A 16,442-nucleotide genomic window follows, 5' to 3' on the forward strand; every position below is an offset into this window, starting at 1 on the left:
TCCTCCTTGAACGGTCGGACAGTCGGACACATTGGTGGTAGGTAGACCCACGATGTGAACGTCGACTCACCATGCTGCGTCTGCGAGATGAGACCGTCAAGAACCCGTGCGCGGCGTTGTGAGAGCCGGATGGGACACACCGGACGAGCCGGTGAGGACCACCCCCGAGTCCGGCTCCCGCGGCGTCGTGAGCGGCGTCGGGAGGTGGGTGGGCGGACGGCGGAGGATCGCCGGCCGGGTCAGTCGCCGGTGGCGGTCGCCCTGGTGTCGGCACGCATCTCGGCGCGGAAACCGATGCGTCGCGATGCGTCGCGAGCGAGTTCCATCACGGTCGGGGCCCATCGCTGCGCCTCGGCCGGGCCCAGCCGCTGGAGCGGGGCGCCGATGCCGAGGGCGGCGACGAGCTCTCCGGTGAGCCCGAACACCGGTGCGCTGATGGAGGCGGCGCCGGCGTCGCGCTCCTCGAAGCTGGCCGCGTAGCCGGCGCGCCGGATCGAGGCGAGCTGCCCCGTGAGCTCGTCGATGTCGACGGTCGTGTGCTCGGTGAACCTGCCCAGACCGTGCCGGACCGCTTCCTGGCGCGCGGTCGGATCCCAGGCGAGAAGCACCTTGCCCGCGGATCCCGCGTGCAGCGGCATGACCATCCCCACCACGAACAGCCGGATCACCGGATGCCGGGACTCCGCGAGTGAGACGACCGTGCGGAAGGGGCCGTGCCGGACGTAGAGGCACGCCGTCTCGCCCGTCCGGTCGCGCAGCGCCTGCAGCGCGGGACGGGTGAGCCGGACGAGGTCGAGGCCGAACGTGCCAGGAGCGGCCCATTGCACGAAGTCCAGGCCGATCCGGTAGCGGTCGTCGTCGCGGTCGAGGAAGCCTTCGACCACGAGGTTGCGGACCAGTCGCTGGCAGGTGCTCGGAGGCAGCCCGGTCGTCCGGATGATCTGCTGGAGGGTCTGCTCCGGCTGCTCGATGCTGAAGGACCGCAGGATCTGTGTGATCTTGCGCAGCACCAGAACGGGCACGACCGACGTGCGGCCGTCATCCTCCGGCATGCCGTGACCCCTGTCCCGCTGTGAGATGGCGCATCGTATCGATCTCTGTCTTGACGCTCCCCTTTTCGAACCACATGCTAGGTGTCGAAGTCATATCGTGGGGGCGGGGGGATGACTGCATGACAATCCTGAGGGCTGCAAGACGCGACGTCGCATGGCAGCAGCGCGCAGAAGGAGTCTGAGATGGATGCCGAGCGAGACGTTCTGATCACGGACGTCGTGCTCCGGGACGGCCTGCAGGACGAGCCCATCTCCGTCGCGCCGGCGGACCGCGTCCGCCTCGCCCGTCGGCTACTCGACGCGGGCCTGGTCTCGCTGGAGGTCGGTGCGTTCGCCAGCCTGCGCCGGGTGCCGCAGATGGCCGGGTCGGACGCGGTGCTGCGCACTCTCGTCGCCGAGAGCACCGCCACGCTGCAGACCCTCGTCTTCACCGAGTTCGGTGCCCAGCAGGCCGTCGAGGCCGGTGCCCGCTCGGCGCGGATCGTCGTCTCCGCCTCCGACAACCACAGCCGCGCCTCTGTCGGTGTCTCCAGCGTGGAGGCGCTCGATCGCATCCACCCGGCCGTCGGGGTGTTGCTGGCCGCGGGCGTGACCGTCGAGGCGTGCGTCGCGCCGGCCTTCGTGTGTGCGTTCGACGGCAGCATCCCGCCGGAGCGGGCGGCGGCAACGGCACGGCGGCTGGTCGAGATGGGCGCCGTGGTGGTGCACCTCGCCGACACGGTCGGGGCGGCGCTGCCCGACGCCGTCACCCGCACGGTCGCCGCGGTCCGCGACGCGGTGCCCGACGTGCCACTCGGTCTGCACCTGCACGACACCCACGGGATGGCCTGGGCCAACGCGTGGACCGCCTTCCAACTCGGCATCATTCGCTTCGACGCCGCCCTCGGCGGCCTCGGTGGCTGTCCGTTCGCCCCCGGCTCAGCGGGCAACATCGCCACCGAGGACCTCGTCCAGATGTTCCACCGCGAGGGTATCCGGACGGGAATCGACCTGGAGAAGCTGCGCCGTGTCCGCGACGAGCTCTCGGTCGTCGTCGGTCATGCGCCCCTCTCGGCACCGCCGCCTGTTCCTCCGGACGTGCGCGGAGCGACCGGACGGGACCCGGCCCGGTGCGGCGCGCCGCCGGTCCGGTGAAGATCGGGACGCTCGTAAGCTCGAGGCGTGGGAATGCCCGACGTGCTGGTCTGCGGCGCCGGGATCGCCGGTCTCACGCTCGCCTACTGGCTGAGCGAGCGCGGGTTTCCCACCACCGTGGTCGAGCGGGCACCCGCGCTCCGGGCCGGCGGGCAGTCCGTGGACCTCCGCGGGGCGGGATACGCCGTGGTCGAGCGGATGGGGTTGCTCGACCGGGTGGGCGAGGTGAGCCTCGACCATCGCGGTTTCGCGTGGGTCGATGCGGTGGGGCGGGTCACCGCCCGAATCCCGGCGGAGCTCTTCGGGGGTCCGGGGCGGACGTCCAAGGTCGAGGTGCTGAGGGGTGACCTCGTCCAGGTACTCCACGACGCCGGCGTCCCCGCGGTGGAGTACCTGTTCGGCGACACGATCTCCGCCATCGAGCAGGACGGCGGCGGCGTGACCGTCTCGTTCCGGAAGGCGGGACGGCGCCGGTTCGGCCTGGTGCTCGGGGCCGACGGCGTGCACTCCGTGGTGCGTCGCCTGGTCTTCGGCCCGGAGGCGCGGTGCGTCCGTCCCGTCGGCGGGTACACAGCGTGGTTCACCGCTCCGGCCGACGGTGATCTCGACGGCTGGTTCGTCACGCACAATGCGCCCGGCGGCCGCGCCACCTCGCTGCGATCCGGGCGCTCGCCCGGTGAGACGAAAGCCCGGCTGAGCTTCACCTCGGCGCAGGCGGAGCACGACCGGCACGACGTCGCCGCGCAGCAGGACATCGTCGCCCGCCGGTTCGCCGGAGCCGGGTGGAAGGCCCCGGCCCTGCTCGAGGCGATGCGGGAGGCGTCCGACTTCCGGTTCGACTCGATCAGCCAGGTCCGCCTCGCCCGGTGGTCACGGGGCCGGGTCGGACTCCTCGGCGACGCGGGCTACTGCCCGACGCTGCTCACCGGGCTGGGGACCAGTCTCGCCATCGTCGGGGCCTACGTGCTCGCAGGCGAGCTCGCGGCGGCCGGCGGCGACCACCGCGTCGGGTTCGCCCGCTACGAGCAGGTGCTGCGGCCGTACGTCAGGAGGGGACAGAGCCTGCCGTTGGGCATGCACGGCTTCGCGCCCACCGGTGCGGGCGTGATCCGGCTGCAGGCCGCATCGATCCGCTGCGCCACCAGCCGCCCGTTGCGTGGCCTGCTGGCCCGGCAGCTGGGCCGGGTCGGGCAGTTCGCACTCCCCGACTACGGCCGCGGCTGACGGTCTGCTCCACGACCCCACGCCGGTCTCGCCTGACCTGCGTGTTGCCCGGGCCCGTAGCGTCATGGCTGTACCCGGACGGGCCGCCGGGGTCTCCGTCCGCCCGCACCCGGATTGCGATCGTCGTCACGGACCGGCGACAGGAGCCACGGTTCCCGCAAGGCTCGTTCCACCGCAGCCTTCGGCAGCCCTCGTTGACCCGAGAGGAACCATGTCCGCCCCCACTTCAGACGTCCTCGCCACCCCGGACGCCACTGTCACCGTCGGTGCCTACCTCGCCACCCGCCTGCGTCAGCTGGACGGTCCCCACGTCTTCGGCCTTCCGGGCGACTTCAGCCTCGGCCTGCTCGACGAGATGCTCGCCGTCCCCGGCATCGAGTGGGTCGGCTGTACCAACGAGCTGAACGCGACCTACGCCGCCGACGCGTACGCCCGCGGCCGCCGCGGCCTGGCGGCGGTGGTCACCACCTACGGGGTGGGCGAGCTGTCGGCCATGAACGGCATCGCCGGCAGCTATGCCGAGGACGTCCCGGTCGTGCTGGTGAGCGGGATGCCTCCCACGAAGGCCCGGGCGGAGGGTCTCCTGCTTCACCACACGCTGGTGGACGGTGACCACGACCACTTCGTCCGTGCCTACCGCGAGGTGACCGCAGCAGGCACCGTCCTGCGTGCCGCGACGGCGGTGGGACAGATCGACCGGCTGCTGCTCACCGCGATCAACGAGGGCAAGCCCGTCTACCTGGGCATCCCCGCCGACGTGGCGGTCGCGCGCGTGCCAGCCGCGAACCTGGCGCTTCCCTTGCGCCGCTCGCCGAGCGACCCGACGTCGATCCAGCAGTTCCGTGCCGCGCTGGTGGCCCTGCTCGCGGAGAGGCCCTCGCTGACCGTTCTCGCGGGGCCGCGGGTGCACCGGCGGCGCCTGGAGGGCGAGCTGGCGAAGCTGGCCGATCTTCCGGGCATCCGCATCGCAACGCAGGCGGGCGCCAAGGCCCTGCTCGACGAGCGCCACCCCGCGAGCCTCGGCACGTACATGGGCGCCATGACCAGGTCTGCGGCCACCCGGGACGCCGTCGACGGCGCGCCGCTGCTCGTGCTGGCCGGCACCACGCTGAGCGACGTGCTCACGGGACTGTTCACCCACCGGTTCTCGCCGGAGGACGCCGTCGAGCTGGGGTTCGAGAGCGCGCGGATCGGCGCGTCCCTCTTCCACGGCCTGCACATGGACGACTCCCTGCGGATCCTGCACGAGGTGGTGGCCGAGCGGGCCTTCCCGCCGCTGCCACCGCTGCCTTTGGAGCCGCGGCCCGGGGTCCCGGACGCGCCGGACTCCGACGTGCTGACGCAGGGCCAGTTCTGGGCCGAGGTCCAGCAGTGGATGCCCGAGGGCGTGACCGCGATCGCCGACGCCGGTACCGCCCTGTTCGGGGCACTGGCCCTGCACATGCCGCACAACTCCGACCTGCTCGCCCAACCCGTCTGGTCGTCGATCGGGTACACGCTGCCCGCCACCCTCGGGATCTCCCTCGCCGTGCCGGAGCACCGCAGCGTGCTGTTCATCGGCGACGGCGCCGCGCAGCTGACCATCCAGGAGCTGGCCACGATCCTGCACGGTGGGCACACGCCGATCATCGTGCTCATCAACAACGCCGGGTACACGATCGAGCGGGCCATCCAGAGCCCGCACGCGGTCTACCAGGACATCACCAGCTGGGACTGGGCTGGCCTGCCGTCCGTGCTCGCCCCCGGTGTGCCGGTGCTCACCACCACGGTCCGCACCCGGGACGCGCTCGCCGCGGCTCTCGCGCAGGCCCGGGAGTGCACCGACCGGCTGGTGCTCATCGAGGCGGTCTTCGACCCCTCCGACGCCCCTGAGCTCCTCGTCGAGCTGGGCCGCGGTGCCGCGCGGGCGAACGGGGCGCCGCCGCCCGCCGGGTGACCGATGTCCCATTCGGAAATGCTCCTCGCCGACCAGGTCGTTGTAGCGTGCTAACTACCTAGCGAGCTTCTTGGGGTGGACATGCCCGAACTTGACCGGCGCCACAAGACGGCGATCCTGTGGATCTGTTGCATGGGCCTGTTCATCGTCGGGCTGGACAACACGATCGTGAACCTGGCCCTGCCTTCGATCGGCCGCGAGCTCCAGGCTTCGGTGTCGAGCCTGCAGTGGGTGATCGACGCCTACACGGTCGTGCTGGCGAGCCTGCTCATGCTGGCGGGTTCGACGGGCGACCGGTTCGGTCGCAAGCGCGTGTTCCAGATCGGCCTGATCCTGTTCAGCCTCGGGTCACTGCTGTGCAGCGTCGCCCCCGGCATCGGGCTGCTGATCGTGTTCCGGATGCTGCAGGCCGTGGGTGGCTCGATGTTGAACCCGGTCGCCTTGTCGATCATCACGAACACGTTCACCGAACGCCGCGAGCGGGCCAGGGCCATCGGCGTCTGGGGTTCGGTCGTCGGGCTGAGCTGGGCACTCGGACCGCTGTTCGGTGGCGTGCTGGTGGACAGCATCGGCTGGCGGTCGGTCTTCTGGATCAATGTGCCGATCGGGATCGCCGCCGTGCTGCTCGTGGCCCGGTTCGTGCCGAACTCCCGGGCCGCGCGGCCGCGGCCGCTCGACCCGGTCGGGCAGGTGCTGCTGATCGTGCTGCTGGCCACGCTGACCTACGCGATCATCGAGGCGCCCGGCCTCGGCATCCGGTCGCCGTGGATCATCGGCTGTGTGGTCGTGACGATCGTCTCCGCGATCGCCTTCGTCCGCTACGAGCAGCGCACCGACCAGCCTCTGCTGGACATCAAGTTCTTCAGGAGCGCCCCGTTCACGGGCGCCACGCTCATCGCCGTCGGCTCGTTCGGCGTGATGGCGGGGTTCCTCTTCCTCAATGCCCTGTACCTGCAGGAGGTGCGCGGGTTCACGCCGCTGCACGCCGGCCTGCTCACGCTGCCGATGGCCGTCCTGACGGCGGTGCTGTCGCCGATCTCGGGACGCCTCGTCGGAACGCGTGGCCCACGGCTTCCGCTGGTGGCGGGTGGACTGGCGATCGCGGTGGGCTCGTTCCTGCTCTCCGGGCTCACCGCACAGACCTCGCTGCTGATGGTGGTGCTCGCCTACGCCGTCTTCGGGGTGGGGTTCGGCTTCATCAACCCGCCGATCACCAGCGCCGCCGTCTCGGGGATGCCGATGGCGCGGGCCGGGGTGGCGGCGGCGGTGGCGTCCACGAGCAGGCAGGTGGGCGCGACGCTCGGGGTGGCGGTGCTCGGCTCGGTGGTGACCGCCCGGATCGTCGGGCCGCTGTCCACCGGTTTCGTGACCGCGGCACATCTCGGTTGGCTGATCATGACCGTGATCGGTGTGGCAATGTTCGTGATCGGGCTGGTGACCACGAGCAAGTGGGCCCTGCGTACCGCCCAGGTGTTCGACGACGAGCCCGCCGACCGGCCGGCCGGCACCACCACGGTGGCCGCCCGGGCGAGGTAGCCGAGCCGCCCCGGCGCCCGTCAGGGCGTGGCGAGGGCCGGGTCGCGCGGCGCGGCAGACGCGCCGTCGGGCAGCAGGATCCGGTCGGTGCGCGTGTAGACGTTCATCGAGCCGTCGCGGATGAAGCCCGCCATGGTGAGACCGCACTCCTCGGCCAGCTCGACCGCGAGCGACGACGGCGCCGAGACCGCGGCGATCACGGGCACCCCGGCCATGACGGCCTTCTGGGCCAGCTCGAAGGACGTGCGGCCGGAGACGGCGAGAACACAGCCGCTCGCCGGGATCCGGCCCTGCAGCAGCGCCCACCCGAGGACCTTGTCGACCGCGTTGTGCCGACCGACGTCCTCGCGCACGACCAGCAGGTCGCCGTCGGCGGTGAACAGGCCGGCCGCGTGCAGCCCGCCGGTGCGGTCGAAGACCTGCTGGCGCCGCCGCAGCGCGTCGGGCAGGCCGACGAGCACCTCCGCGGACACCTGCGTGGCGTCGGCGTCGGGGGAGTGCTGCGACTTCAGGCGCACGGCGTCGAGCGACGCCTTCCCGCACACCCCGCACGAGGAGGTGGTGTAGAAGTTGCGCTCCACGCCAGGGTCCGGGGCGGGCACGCCTGGCGCGAGGCCGACGTCGAGCACGTTGTAGGTGTTGCGACCTTCGGCGTCGACGGAGTCGCAGTAGCGCGCGGTGCTGATGTCCTCGGCGCTGCCGATCACGCCCTCCGTGAGCAGGAAGCCGTGGGCCAGCTCGACGTCGTGACCCGGGGTGCGCATCGTGACGGCCAGTGGCTTGCCGCCGACCCGCAGCTCCAGCGGCTCCTCGACGGCGATGGAGTCGGGCCGCCGGGTGGCACCGTTCGGGGTGACGCGCAGTACCGCGCGTCGTGCGATCAGACGCCCCATGGTCGTGCTCCCTGGTTGAAGGGCAGGAGGCGCGCTGCGATCGCCGCCGCCGGTCCGGGGTCGACCACGGCGAGCGCGTCGGCGACCGCGGCCCACCGGAGCATCGCCGGCCCGTGGTGGCCCACCGGCTCAACGCCGTGGGGACCGACGCGCACCGGGACCAGCCGGGTGCTTGCGGCGTGGCGGGGCAGGCCGCCCGGAACCGGTGCCGCCACCAGCGCGGGCAGCGGCTCTCCGCGCAGCCCGCTGATGACGGGGACCGCGAGGGTCAGGAACGCGACGAGCGCGGCGAACGGGTTGCCGGGCAGGCCCACCACCAGCCGTCCGTCGCGCAGCCGGGCCAGGGCCTGCGGGTGGCCGGGACGGCAGGTCACGCCGTCGACGAGGAGGTCGGCGTCGAGAGCGGCGAGCGCCGGACGCAGGTGGTCGGCGGGGCCGGAGGCCGAGGAGCCGGAGACGAGCACCAGGTCGGCGTCGGCGTCGGCGAGGGCGTCGAGGAGCAGGGCGCGGGAGTCGGGCAGCGTGGCGGTGGCCACCGCCCGGGCACCGGCGCCCGCCAGCAGCCCGGGCAGCATGGGACCGATGGCGTCGCGCACCCGGCCCGGCCCCGAGGGCCCCTCGGAGATCAGCTCGTCGCCGGTGACCAGCGCGGCCACCCGCGGGTGCGGATGCACCGGCAGCCGGTCGAGGCCCAGCGTGGCGACGAGCCCGAGCACGGCGGGGTGCCCCACGATGCCTGCCGGCAGCAGTTCCTCACCCGCCGAGCACTCCTCGCCCGCGCGGCGCACGTGCCTGCCCGGCGTGACCGACCCGGCGACCCGGCGGCCGTCGACGACGGCGTCCTCGTCGGGCAGCACGGCCGTGGTGCCTGCAGGCACGGCCGCCCCGGTGACCACGGCGAACGCTTCGCCGTCACGCAGCTGAGCGGGCGCGGAGGTGGCGACGCCGACCCGGCCGACGAGCGTCCACGGCGCCGCACCGCGGACCGCGTAGCCGTCCATCGCCGATCGGTCCACCGGCGGCACGTCGGCCGGCGCTGCCACCGGAGCGGCCAGCACCGCCCCCTCGGCCTCGGCGATCGGGACCGTCCGCACGGGCAGCGGCCGTGCGGCCGCGTGGGCCCGCTCGCGCGCGCCGTCCCAGGACAGGGACGTCACGGGCGGTGCGAACGCGGTGCTCATCAGGCCGCCGGGCGGAGGAGCTCCGCCGCCCGCACGGCCATCGGGTCGAGCCCCTCGCCGCCGGCCGCGACGTGAGCCAGGAGCGCCGCCCTCATCCGCGGCTCCCAGAAGTCGCGCAGGTGCGTGGCCACCGCGGCAGCCGCAACCTCGAACGGCTGGTGGGCGAACTGCACGGCGACCTCGTTGGCCAGCCGCACGTGCGGGGGGACGGTGGTGGTGGACATCGATCAGTCCCCTGCCGTGACGACCGGGCGCTGTGCCAGCTCTTCGCGGACGGCGACCTGCGCCGACGAGAGCGCCACCTGCACGGCGGTGACCTTGTACTCGGGACAGTTGGTGGCCCAGTCGGAGTTGTCCGTGGTGATCACGTTGGCTCCGGTGACCGGATGGTGGAAGGTCGTGTAACACACACCGACAGGCATCCGTTCCGACACTACCGCCCGCAGCGTGGTCCGACCGACCCTGCTGGACAGCGCGACCATGTCGCCGTCGGTGATCCCCCGCACCTCCGCGTCGTGCGGGTGCAGCTCGAGGAGGTCCTCGGGGTGCCAGGCGGAGTTGGCCGTGCGCCGGGTCTGCGCGCCCACGTTGTACTGCGACAGGATCCGGCCGGTGGTGAGGATCAGCGGGAACTTGCGCGTGCTGCGCTCCTGGGTGGGCACGTAGACCGTCTCGACGAGCCGGCCCTTGCCGCGCACGAAGCCGTTCTCGTGCATGATCGGCGTGCCATCGGGAGCCGCGTCGTTGCACGGCCACTGCACACTGCCGACCTTGTCGAGGTGGGCGAACGAGACGCCGGCGAACGTCGGGGTGGTCATCGCGATCTCGTCCATGATCTGGGCGGACGAGTCGTAGTGCATCGGGTAGCCCATCGCCTGCGAGATCTCGCAGATGATCTCCCACTCCTGCTTGCCCGTCTTCGGAGCCATCACCGGGCGCACCCGGTTGATCCGGCGCTCGGCGTTGGTGAACGTGCCGTCCTTCTCGAGGAACGACGTGCCGGGCAGCAGCACGTGGGCGAACTTCGCCGTCTCGTTCTCGAAGAGGTCCTGGACGACGACGAGGTCGAGCGCGGCGAGCGCGGCGTGGACGTGGGTGGTGTTGGGGTCGGACTGGGCGATGTCCTCGCCCTGCACGAACAGCGCCCGGAACGAGCCGTCGATGGCCGAGTCGAACATGTTGGGGATGCGCAGGCCGGGCTCCTCGAGCAGCGGCACGCCCCAGAGCTGCTCGTAGACGTCACGGGCGCCGTCGTCGGAGACGTGCCGGTAGCCGGGCAGCTCGTGCGGGAAGGAGCCCATGTCGCAGGAGCCCTGCACGTTGTTCTGCCCGCGGAGCGGGTTGACGCCCACGCCGTCGCGGCCGATGTTGCCGGTGGCCATCGCGAGGTTGGCCATGCCCATGACCGTGGTGGAGCCCTGGCTGTGCTCGGTGACGCCGAGGCCGTAGTAGATCGCGCCGTTGCCCGCGGTCGCGTAGAGGCGGGCCGCGGCCCGGACCTCGGCGGCGGGGACCCCGGTGATGTCCGCGACGGCCTCGGGGCTGTTCTCCGGGCGGGCGATGAACGTCTCCCACTCCTCGACGCCCTCGCAGCGCTCCCGCATGAACTCGCGGTCGGCGAGCCCCTCGGTGACGATGACGTGCGCGATCGCGTTGATGATCGCCACGTTCGTGCCGGGAGCGAGCTGCAGGTGGTGCTCGGCTTCGATGTGGGGCGAGCGGACGAGGTCGATGCGCCGCGGGTCGATGACGATCAGCTTGGCGCCCTGGCGCAGCCGCCGCTTCATGCGCGACGCGAACACCGGGTGGCCGTCGGTGGGGTTGGCGCCGATCACCAGGATCACGTCGGCCTTGGCGACGGACTTGAAGTCCTGCGTGCCCGCGGACGTGCCGAAGGTCTGCTTGAGGCCGTAGCCGGTGGGGGAGTGGCAGACGCGGGCGCAGGTGTCGACGTTGTTGTTGCCGAACACCGCGCGCACCATCTTCTGGACGACGTAGACCTCTTCGTTCGTCGTCCGCGACGAGGTGATCGCGCCGATCGAGCCCGGGCCGTACTCGGCCTGGATCTCGCGCAGCCGCCGTGCCGTGAACTGGATGGCCTCGTCCCAGGAGACCTCGCGCCACGGGTCGGTGATCGACTCGCGCAGCATCGGGGCCATCGCGCGGTCGGGGTGGCTGGCGTAGCCGAACGCGAACCGGCCCTTGACGCACGAGTGGCCCTCGTTGGCGCCACCGTCCTTGTAGGGCACCATCCGCACCAGCTCGTCGCCGCGCAGCTCGGCCTTGAAGGAGCAGCCGACACCGCAGTAGGCGCAGGTGGTGACCACCGAGCGGGTGGGCATGCCCAGCGTCACCACCGACTTCTCCTGCAGCGTGGCCGTGGGGCAGGCCTGCACGCACGCGCCGCAGGAGACGCAGTCGGACTCCATGAACGACACGCCGGCGCCCGCGGCGACCTTCGAGTCGAACCCGCGGCCCTCGATGGTGAGGGCCAGGGTGCCCTGCACCTCGTCACAGGCGCGGACGCAGCGCGAGCACGCGATGCACTTGGAGGCGTCGAAGTCGAAGTAGGGGTTGGACGTGTCCTTGAGCAGGTCCATGTGGTTGGCGCCGGCCTCGACACCCGACCCGTAGCGGACCTCGCGCAGGCCGGTGACGCCGGCCATGTCCTGCAGCTCGCAGTCGCCGTTGGCCGAGCACGTCAGGCAGTCCAGCGGGTGGTCGGAGATGTAGAGCTCCATGACCCCGCGGCGCAGCTTCCCGAGCTTCTCGGTCTGCGTGCGTACGACCATGCCGGGCGCGACGGGCGTGGTGCAGGAGGCGGGTGTGCCGCGGGCGCCGTCGATCTCCACGACGCACAGCCGGCAGGACCCGAACGCCTCCAGGCTGTCGGTGGCGCAGAGCTTGGGGATGTCGAGCCCGGCCTCCTTGGCCGCGCGCATGACCGACGTGCCCGGTGGCACCGTCACGGCCACCCCGTCGATGGTCACCTCGACAGTGGCTGCACCCTCGCGGGCGGGCGTGCCGAAGTCGGGCTCCTTGAGCAGCGTCATGCCGTGCCCCCGTCGGTTGATCCTGTAATGGTGGTTGCCGGGACGCCGAAGTCCTCGCCGAAGTGGCGCAGCGCGCTGCGCACCGGCAACGGGGTGAGGCCGCCCATGGCGCAGAGCGAGCCGTCGGTCATCAGCTCGCACAGGTCGTCGAGCAGGACGAGGTTCTTCGAGCGGTCCTCGCCCGCACGGATGCGGTCGATCGTCTCGACGCCGCGCACAGCACCCACCCGGCACGGGGTGCACTTGCCGCAGGACTCCTCGGCGCAGAACGAGAAGGCGAAGCGGGCCATCGTGGACATGTCGACGGTGTCGTCGAAGACGACGATCCCGCCGTGGCCGACCATCGCCCCGGCCGCGGCGAACGACTCGTAGTCCATCGGCAGGTCGAACTGCGTGGTGGGCACGTAGGCCCCCAGCGGGCCGCCCACCTGCACGGCCCGGACCGGGCGTCCGGATGCCGCTCCGCCGCCGAGGTCCTCCACGAGCTCGCCGAGGGTGATGCCGAAGGCCGTCTCGACGATCCCCCCGCGGGCGATGTTGCCGCCGAGCTGGAAGACGTTGGTGCCGAGCGAGCGGCCCATGCCGTAGGCCGCGTAGGCGGCAGCGCCGCCCGCGAGGATCGTGGGCACCGTGGCCAGCGAGAGCACGTTGTTGACCACGGTGGGCCGGCCGAAGAGCCCTTCCAGGGCCGGGATCGGCGGCTTGGCCCGCACCGTGCCGCGCTTGCCCTCGAGGCTCTCGAGCATCGAGGTCTCCTCGCCGCAGATGTAGGCGCCGGCGCCCACCCGCACGTGGAGGTCGAACGTCAGGTCGGAGCCGAGGACCCGCTCGCCGAGCCAGCCCCTGCCGCGGGCGATCTCGATCGCGGCGGTCAGCGTCTCGACGGCCTCGGGGTACTCCGAGCGCAGGTAGACGTAACCCTCGGTGGCGCCGACCGCGTGGGCCGCGATCGTCATGCCCTCGATCAGCGTGAACGGGTCGCCCTCGATGAGCATCCGGTCGGCGAACGTGCCGGAGTCGCCCTCGTCGGCGTTGCAGCACACGAACTTGATGTCCGCGGTGGCGCCGAGCACCGTGCGCCACTTGATCCCGGTGGGGAAACCGGCGCCGCCGCGCCCGCGCAGCCCGGAGGACACGACCTCCTCGACCACGGCGGCAGGCTCCATCGCGAGCGCGGCCCGCAGCCCGGCGTAGCCGCCGTGCGCCTCGAAGTCGTCGGCGGAGAGCGGGTCGACGACCCCGACGCGCGCGAACGTCAGCCGCTGCTGGCGGCGCATCCACGGCAGGTCCTCGACGAGCCCGAGACCCTCCGGGGTGGTGTCCAGCAGACCGGCGGCGACGAGCCCGTCGACGTCCTCGGGCGCAACCGGCCCGTACCCGACCCGGCCCGCGGCCGTCTCGACCTCGACCAGCGGCTCCAGCCAGAGCATCCCGCGAGATCCGGTGCGCACCACCTCGACCGCGCGTCCGGCGGTGGCGGCGGCCGAGACGATCCGCTCGGCCACCTCGTCGGCACTGACGGACCGGGCCGCCGCGTCGCGGGGGACGAACACACGAACAAGCTCACGCGGTGTCGATGATTCGTTCGCGAGCTCACGCTGTGTCGATGATTCGTTCGCGAGCTCACTCATCGGGCCTCTCCCAGCAGTGCGTCGAGGCGGGCGGGGGTGACCCGGCCGTGGAGCCGGTCGCCCACCTGCACGGCCGGACCGAGGGCGCAGTTGCCGAGGCAGAAGACCTCGTCGAGCGTGACGGCGCCGTCGGAGGTGGTCTCACCGAAACCGACGCCCGTGCGCCGCTTGGCGTGCTCGCCGAGCGCCTGCGCGCCGACCGCCTGGCAGGCCTCCGCCTGGCACACCCGCACCGTGGTGCGGCCGCCCGGGGCGCGCCGGAAGTCGCGGTAGAAGGTGACGACCCCGTGGACCTCGGCGACCGAGAGGTTGAGCACGTCGGCGATCACCGGGACGTCCGCCTGATCGACGTGGCCGAGGTCCTCCTGCACCGCGTGGAGAATCGGGATGAGGGGGCCGCGCACGTCGCGCAGCGTGGTAGCGATGTGCCGCACGTGCTCGGCACGCACCGCCGCGAGATCCGTGACGTCCGTCGTCATAGGGAGACTGTCGCGGTCTGAGGTGACTCAGGTCAAAGCAATCATGGCTATCCCGTGATAACCGCCGGTTATGAGCGATGTCGGACGTGCCGGCGCAGCAGCCGGTCCAGCTCGGCCCGCATGTCGACCTGCGCCGCCACGTCGAGCACGGCCCGCGCGAGCATCGGCTCGGGGACGCGGTCGGGCAGCACCAGGCCGATGCGGTGGCTCTGCGCCGGCGCGACCATCGGCACGATGCGCATCCCGTCGGGCACCCCGAACAGGTGCAGCCAGGCGTGGGCGATGATCGTGGACCAGCGGTGGGTGGCCACGTGCGCGTACAGCACCGACACCGCGTCGGCCTCCAGCATCGGCTCCACCGCCACCCCCACCGCGGCGAAGGCGCGGTCGATGATCCGCCGGTTCTCCATGACCGGGGACAGCAGGCACAGCGGGAGGGTGGCGACGTCGTCCCACGGGGCGGAGCTCCGCTCGGCGAACGGCGAGTCCTCGGGCGTGAGCAGCAGGTAGCGCTCCCGGTAGAGCGGCACGGTCCGCACCGAGCCGCCGAGCGGCTCCCCGTCGACGTAGGTCATGCCCACGTCGAGCTCGTACTCCGCCAGCTTGCGCACGATCTGGCGAGAGGACAGCGACTCGAAGGAGATCCGCACCCGCCCGTGCTGCTCGCTGAACGGCGAGGTGAGCAGCGGTGCCGCGGTGAGCGCCGTCGGGATGGCGCCGATGCGGAGCTTGCCGGTGAGGCCGCCCGCCATCCGGTCGAGGTCCTGGCGCATCGCGTCCTGGTCGGCGAGCATCCGATGGGCCCAGACGACGACCCGCTCGCCCTCCGGCGTGAACCCGCCGAAGCGGCGCTCCCGCCGCACGATCTGCACTCCGAGGTCGGACTCCAGCCGCCGGATCGCCGCTGACAGAGCGGGCTGCGACACGTGGCAGGCGGCAGCCGCCCGTGCGAAATGCCGCTCCCGCGCCAGAGCACTGAGGTATTCGAGCTGGCGCAGGAGCACCGGACAGGGATACCGGCGCCGGCCCCGGAGCGCAAACAGCGCTGCGCGCTCCGTGGCGATGCCCGGGCGTCGCAGCCGAGCCGGTCCGGGTCGTGGTGACATGTGCCACCGGCAGGAGCGCGGCAATTGCCGATATGTTGCAGGAGCGCTTCCCCTGAAAGGTGTGCCATGACCTCCCGGACCGTTTCTGCCGCGCCCTCTCGGTGGACGACCATGCGTTCGGCGCTTACTCCCGCGGATCGGTCCGCAATAGGCGGGATGTTCGGATTCGTACTGCTTCTGCACCTTGTCGGTGTCGTCGTGTTGATCGCCTTCGTGGTGCCCGCTCACTACGATCTCGGCACCACCGGCACGTACGGACTGGGCGTCGGCGTGCTGGCCTACACGCTCGGGATGCGGCACGCGTTCGACGCCGACCACATCGCCGCGATCGACACCACCACCCGCAAGCTCATCGCCGAGGGCGGCCGGCGCCCGCTGTCGGTCGGGTTCTGGTTCTCCCTCGGGCACTCCACCGTCGTGTTCGGGCTGGCGTTCCTGCTCGCGGTCGGGGTGAAGGCGCTGGTGGGACCGGTCGAGAACGAGGACTCGCAGCTGCACTCGATCACGGGGATCCTCGGCGCCACGGTCTCGGGGGCGTTCCTGTGGATCCTCGGGATCCTCAATCTCGTCGTGCTGATCGGCATCGTCCGGATCTTCCGGAGGATGCGCACCGGGGAGTACGACGAGCAGGAACTCGAGCAGCAGCTCGACAAGCGGGGCTTCATGAACCGATTTCTCGGCGGCCTCACCCGGTCGATCACGAAACCGTGGCACATCTACCCGGTGGGGGTGCTCTTCGGGCTCGGTTTCGATACCGCCAGCGAGGTGGGTCTGCTGGTGCTGGCGGGCGGCGCCGCGGCATTCAGCCTGCCGTTCTACGCGATTCTGGTGCTGCCGATCCTGTTCGCCGCCGGAATGAGCCTGCTCGACACGATCGACGGCATCTTCATGAACTTCGCCTACGGCTGGGCGTTCGCCCGCCCGGTCCGCAAGGTCTTCTACAACATCACCATCACCGCGCTGTCCGTCGCGGTCGCCCTGGTCATCGGGACGATCGAGCTGCTGTCGGTGATCACGGAGCAGGCGGGGATCACCTCCGGCCCGCTCGCGGCCGTCGCCGCGATCCCCCTGGACTACGCGGGCTACGGCATCGTCGCACTCTTCGCCCTCGCCTGGCTGGTCGCGTTCGCCATCTGGAAGTTCGGGCACGTCGAGCAGCGGTGGTCGACCCCAACCCCGACCCCGACCCCGGACGCCCGCGAAACTCCCTGACCCCG

Annotated in this window: 13 protein-coding genes; 5 read left to right on the forward strand and 8 right to left on the reverse strand. The window is 71.7% G+C overall.

Annotated features, from left to right (window positions below; genetic code table 11):
- Positions 1 to 239 precede the first annotated feature (239 nt).
- Positions 240 to 1,052, reverse strand: a complete 813-nt coding sequence (locus tag AC5L35_RS30545; RefSeq protein ID WP_495063190.1) for an IclR family transcriptional regulator — start codon at positions 1,050 to 1,052, stop codon at positions 240 to 242.
- 183 nt (positions 1,053 to 1,235) lie between these two features.
- On the opposite strand from AC5L35_RS30545, the gene AC5L35_RS30550 reads away from it, so the two are divergent.
- The 4 genes from AC5L35_RS30550 to AC5L35_RS30565 all read left to right on the forward strand — a co-directional run bounded on the left by AC5L35_RS30550 (position 1,236) and on the right by AC5L35_RS30565 (position 6,882).
- Entirely contained in the window at positions 1,236 to 2,186 is a 951-nt protein-coding gene (locus tag AC5L35_RS30550; protein ID WP_495063191.1) for a hydroxymethylglutaryl-CoA lyase, read from the forward strand.
- 33 nt (positions 2,187 to 2,219) lie between these two features.
- Positions 2,220 to 3,410, forward strand: coding sequence for an FAD-dependent oxidoreductase (locus AC5L35_RS30555; RefSeq protein ID WP_495063254.1), 1,191 nt, complete (start codon positions 2,220 to 2,222; stop codon positions 3,408 to 3,410).
- 211 nt (positions 3,411 to 3,621) lie between these two features.
- The gene (locus AC5L35_RS30560; protein ID WP_495063192.1) at positions 3,622 to 5,346 is read left to right on the forward strand and encodes an alpha-keto acid decarboxylase family protein; all 1,725 of its coding nucleotides are present in this window, start codon (positions 3,622 to 3,624) and stop codon (positions 5,344 to 5,346) included.
- Positions 5,347 to 5,427: 81 nt separating this feature from the next.
- Positions 5,428 to 6,882 carry an MFS transporter gene (locus tag AC5L35_RS30565; protein WP_495063193.1) on the forward strand — a complete coding sequence of 485 codons (1,455 nt, stop codon included), beginning with the start codon at positions 5,428 to 5,430 and terminating at the stop codon, positions 6,880 to 6,882.
- A 20-nt stretch (positions 6,883 to 6,902) separates the two neighbouring features.
- On the opposite strand, the gene fdhD is transcribed toward AC5L35_RS30565, so the two are convergent.
- From fdhD to AC5L35_RS30600, 7 genes are all read right to left on the reverse strand, one after another.
- Positions 6,903 to 7,775, reverse strand: coding sequence for a formate dehydrogenase accessory sulfurtransferase FdhD (fdhD, locus tag AC5L35_RS30570; RefSeq protein WP_495063194.1), 873 nt, complete (start codon positions 7,773 to 7,775; stop codon positions 6,903 to 6,905).
- Positions 7,763 to 8,956, reverse strand: a complete 1,194-nt coding sequence (locus AC5L35_RS30575; RefSeq protein WP_495063195.1) for a molybdopterin molybdotransferase MoeA — start codon at positions 8,954 to 8,956, stop codon at positions 7,763 to 7,765. Before AC5L35_RS30575 ends, fdhD begins: the two co-directional genes overlap by 13 nt.
- Positions 8,956 to 9,180 carry a formate dehydrogenase subunit delta gene (locus tag AC5L35_RS30580; protein WP_495063196.1) on the reverse strand — a complete coding sequence of 75 codons (225 nt, stop codon included), beginning with the start codon at positions 9,178 to 9,180 and terminating at the stop codon, positions 8,956 to 8,958. The genes AC5L35_RS30575 and AC5L35_RS30580 overlap by 1 nt, the downstream gene beginning before the upstream one ends.
- Positions 9,181 to 9,183: 3 nt before the next feature.
- Positions 9,184 to 12,009 carry a formate dehydrogenase subunit alpha gene (gene fdhF / locus AC5L35_RS30585; protein WP_495063197.1) on the reverse strand — a complete coding sequence of 942 codons (2,826 nt, stop codon included), beginning with the start codon at positions 12,007 to 12,009 and terminating at the stop codon, positions 9,184 to 9,186.
- Positions 12,006 to 13,562, reverse strand: coding sequence for a formate dehydrogenase beta subunit (locus tag AC5L35_RS30590; RefSeq protein WP_495063198.1), 1,557 nt, complete (start codon positions 13,560 to 13,562; stop codon positions 12,006 to 12,008). The genes fdhF and AC5L35_RS30590 overlap by 4 nt, the downstream gene beginning before the upstream one ends.
- Before the next feature lie 74 nt (positions 13,563 to 13,636).
- On the reverse strand, positions 13,637 to 14,119 hold the full coding sequence (locus AC5L35_RS30595; RefSeq protein WP_495063199.1) for a formate dehydrogenase subunit gamma: 483 nt from the start codon (positions 14,117 to 14,119) through the stop codon (positions 13,637 to 13,639).
- Positions 14,120 to 14,187: 68 nt separating this feature from the next.
- Entirely contained in the window at positions 14,188 to 15,123 is a 936-nt protein-coding gene (locus AC5L35_RS30600) for a LysR family transcriptional regulator (protein WP_495063200.1), read from the reverse strand.
- 213 nt (positions 15,124 to 15,336) lie between these two features.
- Here AC5L35_RS30600 and nicT point away from each other — a divergent pair, with 213 nt between their 5' ends.
- Positions 15,337 to 16,437: a Nickel transporter NicT gene (nicT, locus tag AC5L35_RS30605; RefSeq protein WP_495063201.1), complete on the forward strand. Its 1,101-nt coding sequence runs from the start codon at positions 15,337 to 15,339 to the stop codon at positions 16,435 to 16,437.
- The last annotated feature ends 5 nt before the right edge of the window (positions 16,438 to 16,442 follow it).

The sequence above is a fragment of the Pseudonocardia sp. OZ21 genome, from assembly GCF_059359135.1.

What these genes read in the sequence shown, in the direction of transcription:
- AC5L35_RS30575 (WP_495063195.1), bottom strand. Translation starts at nt 8,956, where the DNA reads ATGAGCACCGCGTTCGCACCGCCCGTGACGTCCCTGTCCTGGGACGGC.
- AC5L35_RS30560 (WP_495063192.1), top strand. Translation starts at nt 3,622, where the DNA reads ATGTCCGCCCCCACTTCAGACGTCCTCGCCACCCCGGACGCCACTGTC.
- AC5L35_RS30550 (WP_495063191.1), top strand. Translation starts at nt 1,236, where the DNA reads ATGGATGCCGAGCGAGACGTTCTGATCACGGACGTCGTGCTCCGGGAC.
- AC5L35_RS30555 (WP_495063254.1), top strand. Translation starts at nt 2,220, where the DNA reads ATGCCCGACGTGCTGGTCTGCGGCGCCGGGATCGCCGGTCTCACGCTC.
- AC5L35_RS30595 (WP_495063199.1), bottom strand. Translation starts at nt 14,119, where the DNA reads ATGACGACGGACGTCACGGATCTCGCGGCGGTGCGTGCCGAGCACGTG.
- AC5L35_RS30565 (WP_495063193.1), top strand. Translation starts at nt 5,428, where the DNA reads ATGCCCGAACTTGACCGGCGCCACAAGACGGCGATCCTGTGGATCTGT.
- nicT (WP_495063201.1), top strand. Translation starts at nt 15,337, where the DNA reads ATGCGTTCGGCGCTTACTCCCGCGGATCGGTCCGCAATAGGCGGGATG.
- AC5L35_RS30580 (WP_495063196.1), bottom strand. Translation starts at nt 9,180, where the DNA reads ATGTCCACCACCACCGTCCCCCCGCACGTGCGGCTGGCCAACGAGGTC.
- fdhF (WP_495063197.1), bottom strand. Translation starts at nt 12,009, where the DNA reads ATGACGCTGCTCAAGGAGCCCGACTTCGGCACGCCCGCCCGCGAGGGT.
- fdhD (WP_495063194.1), bottom strand. Translation starts at nt 7,775, where the DNA reads ATGGGGCGTCTGATCGCACGACGCGCGGTACTGCGCGTCACCCCGAAC.
- AC5L35_RS30545 (WP_495063190.1), bottom strand. Translation starts at nt 1,052, where the DNA reads ATGCCGGAGGATGACGGCCGCACGTCGGTCGTGCCCGTTCTGGTGCTG.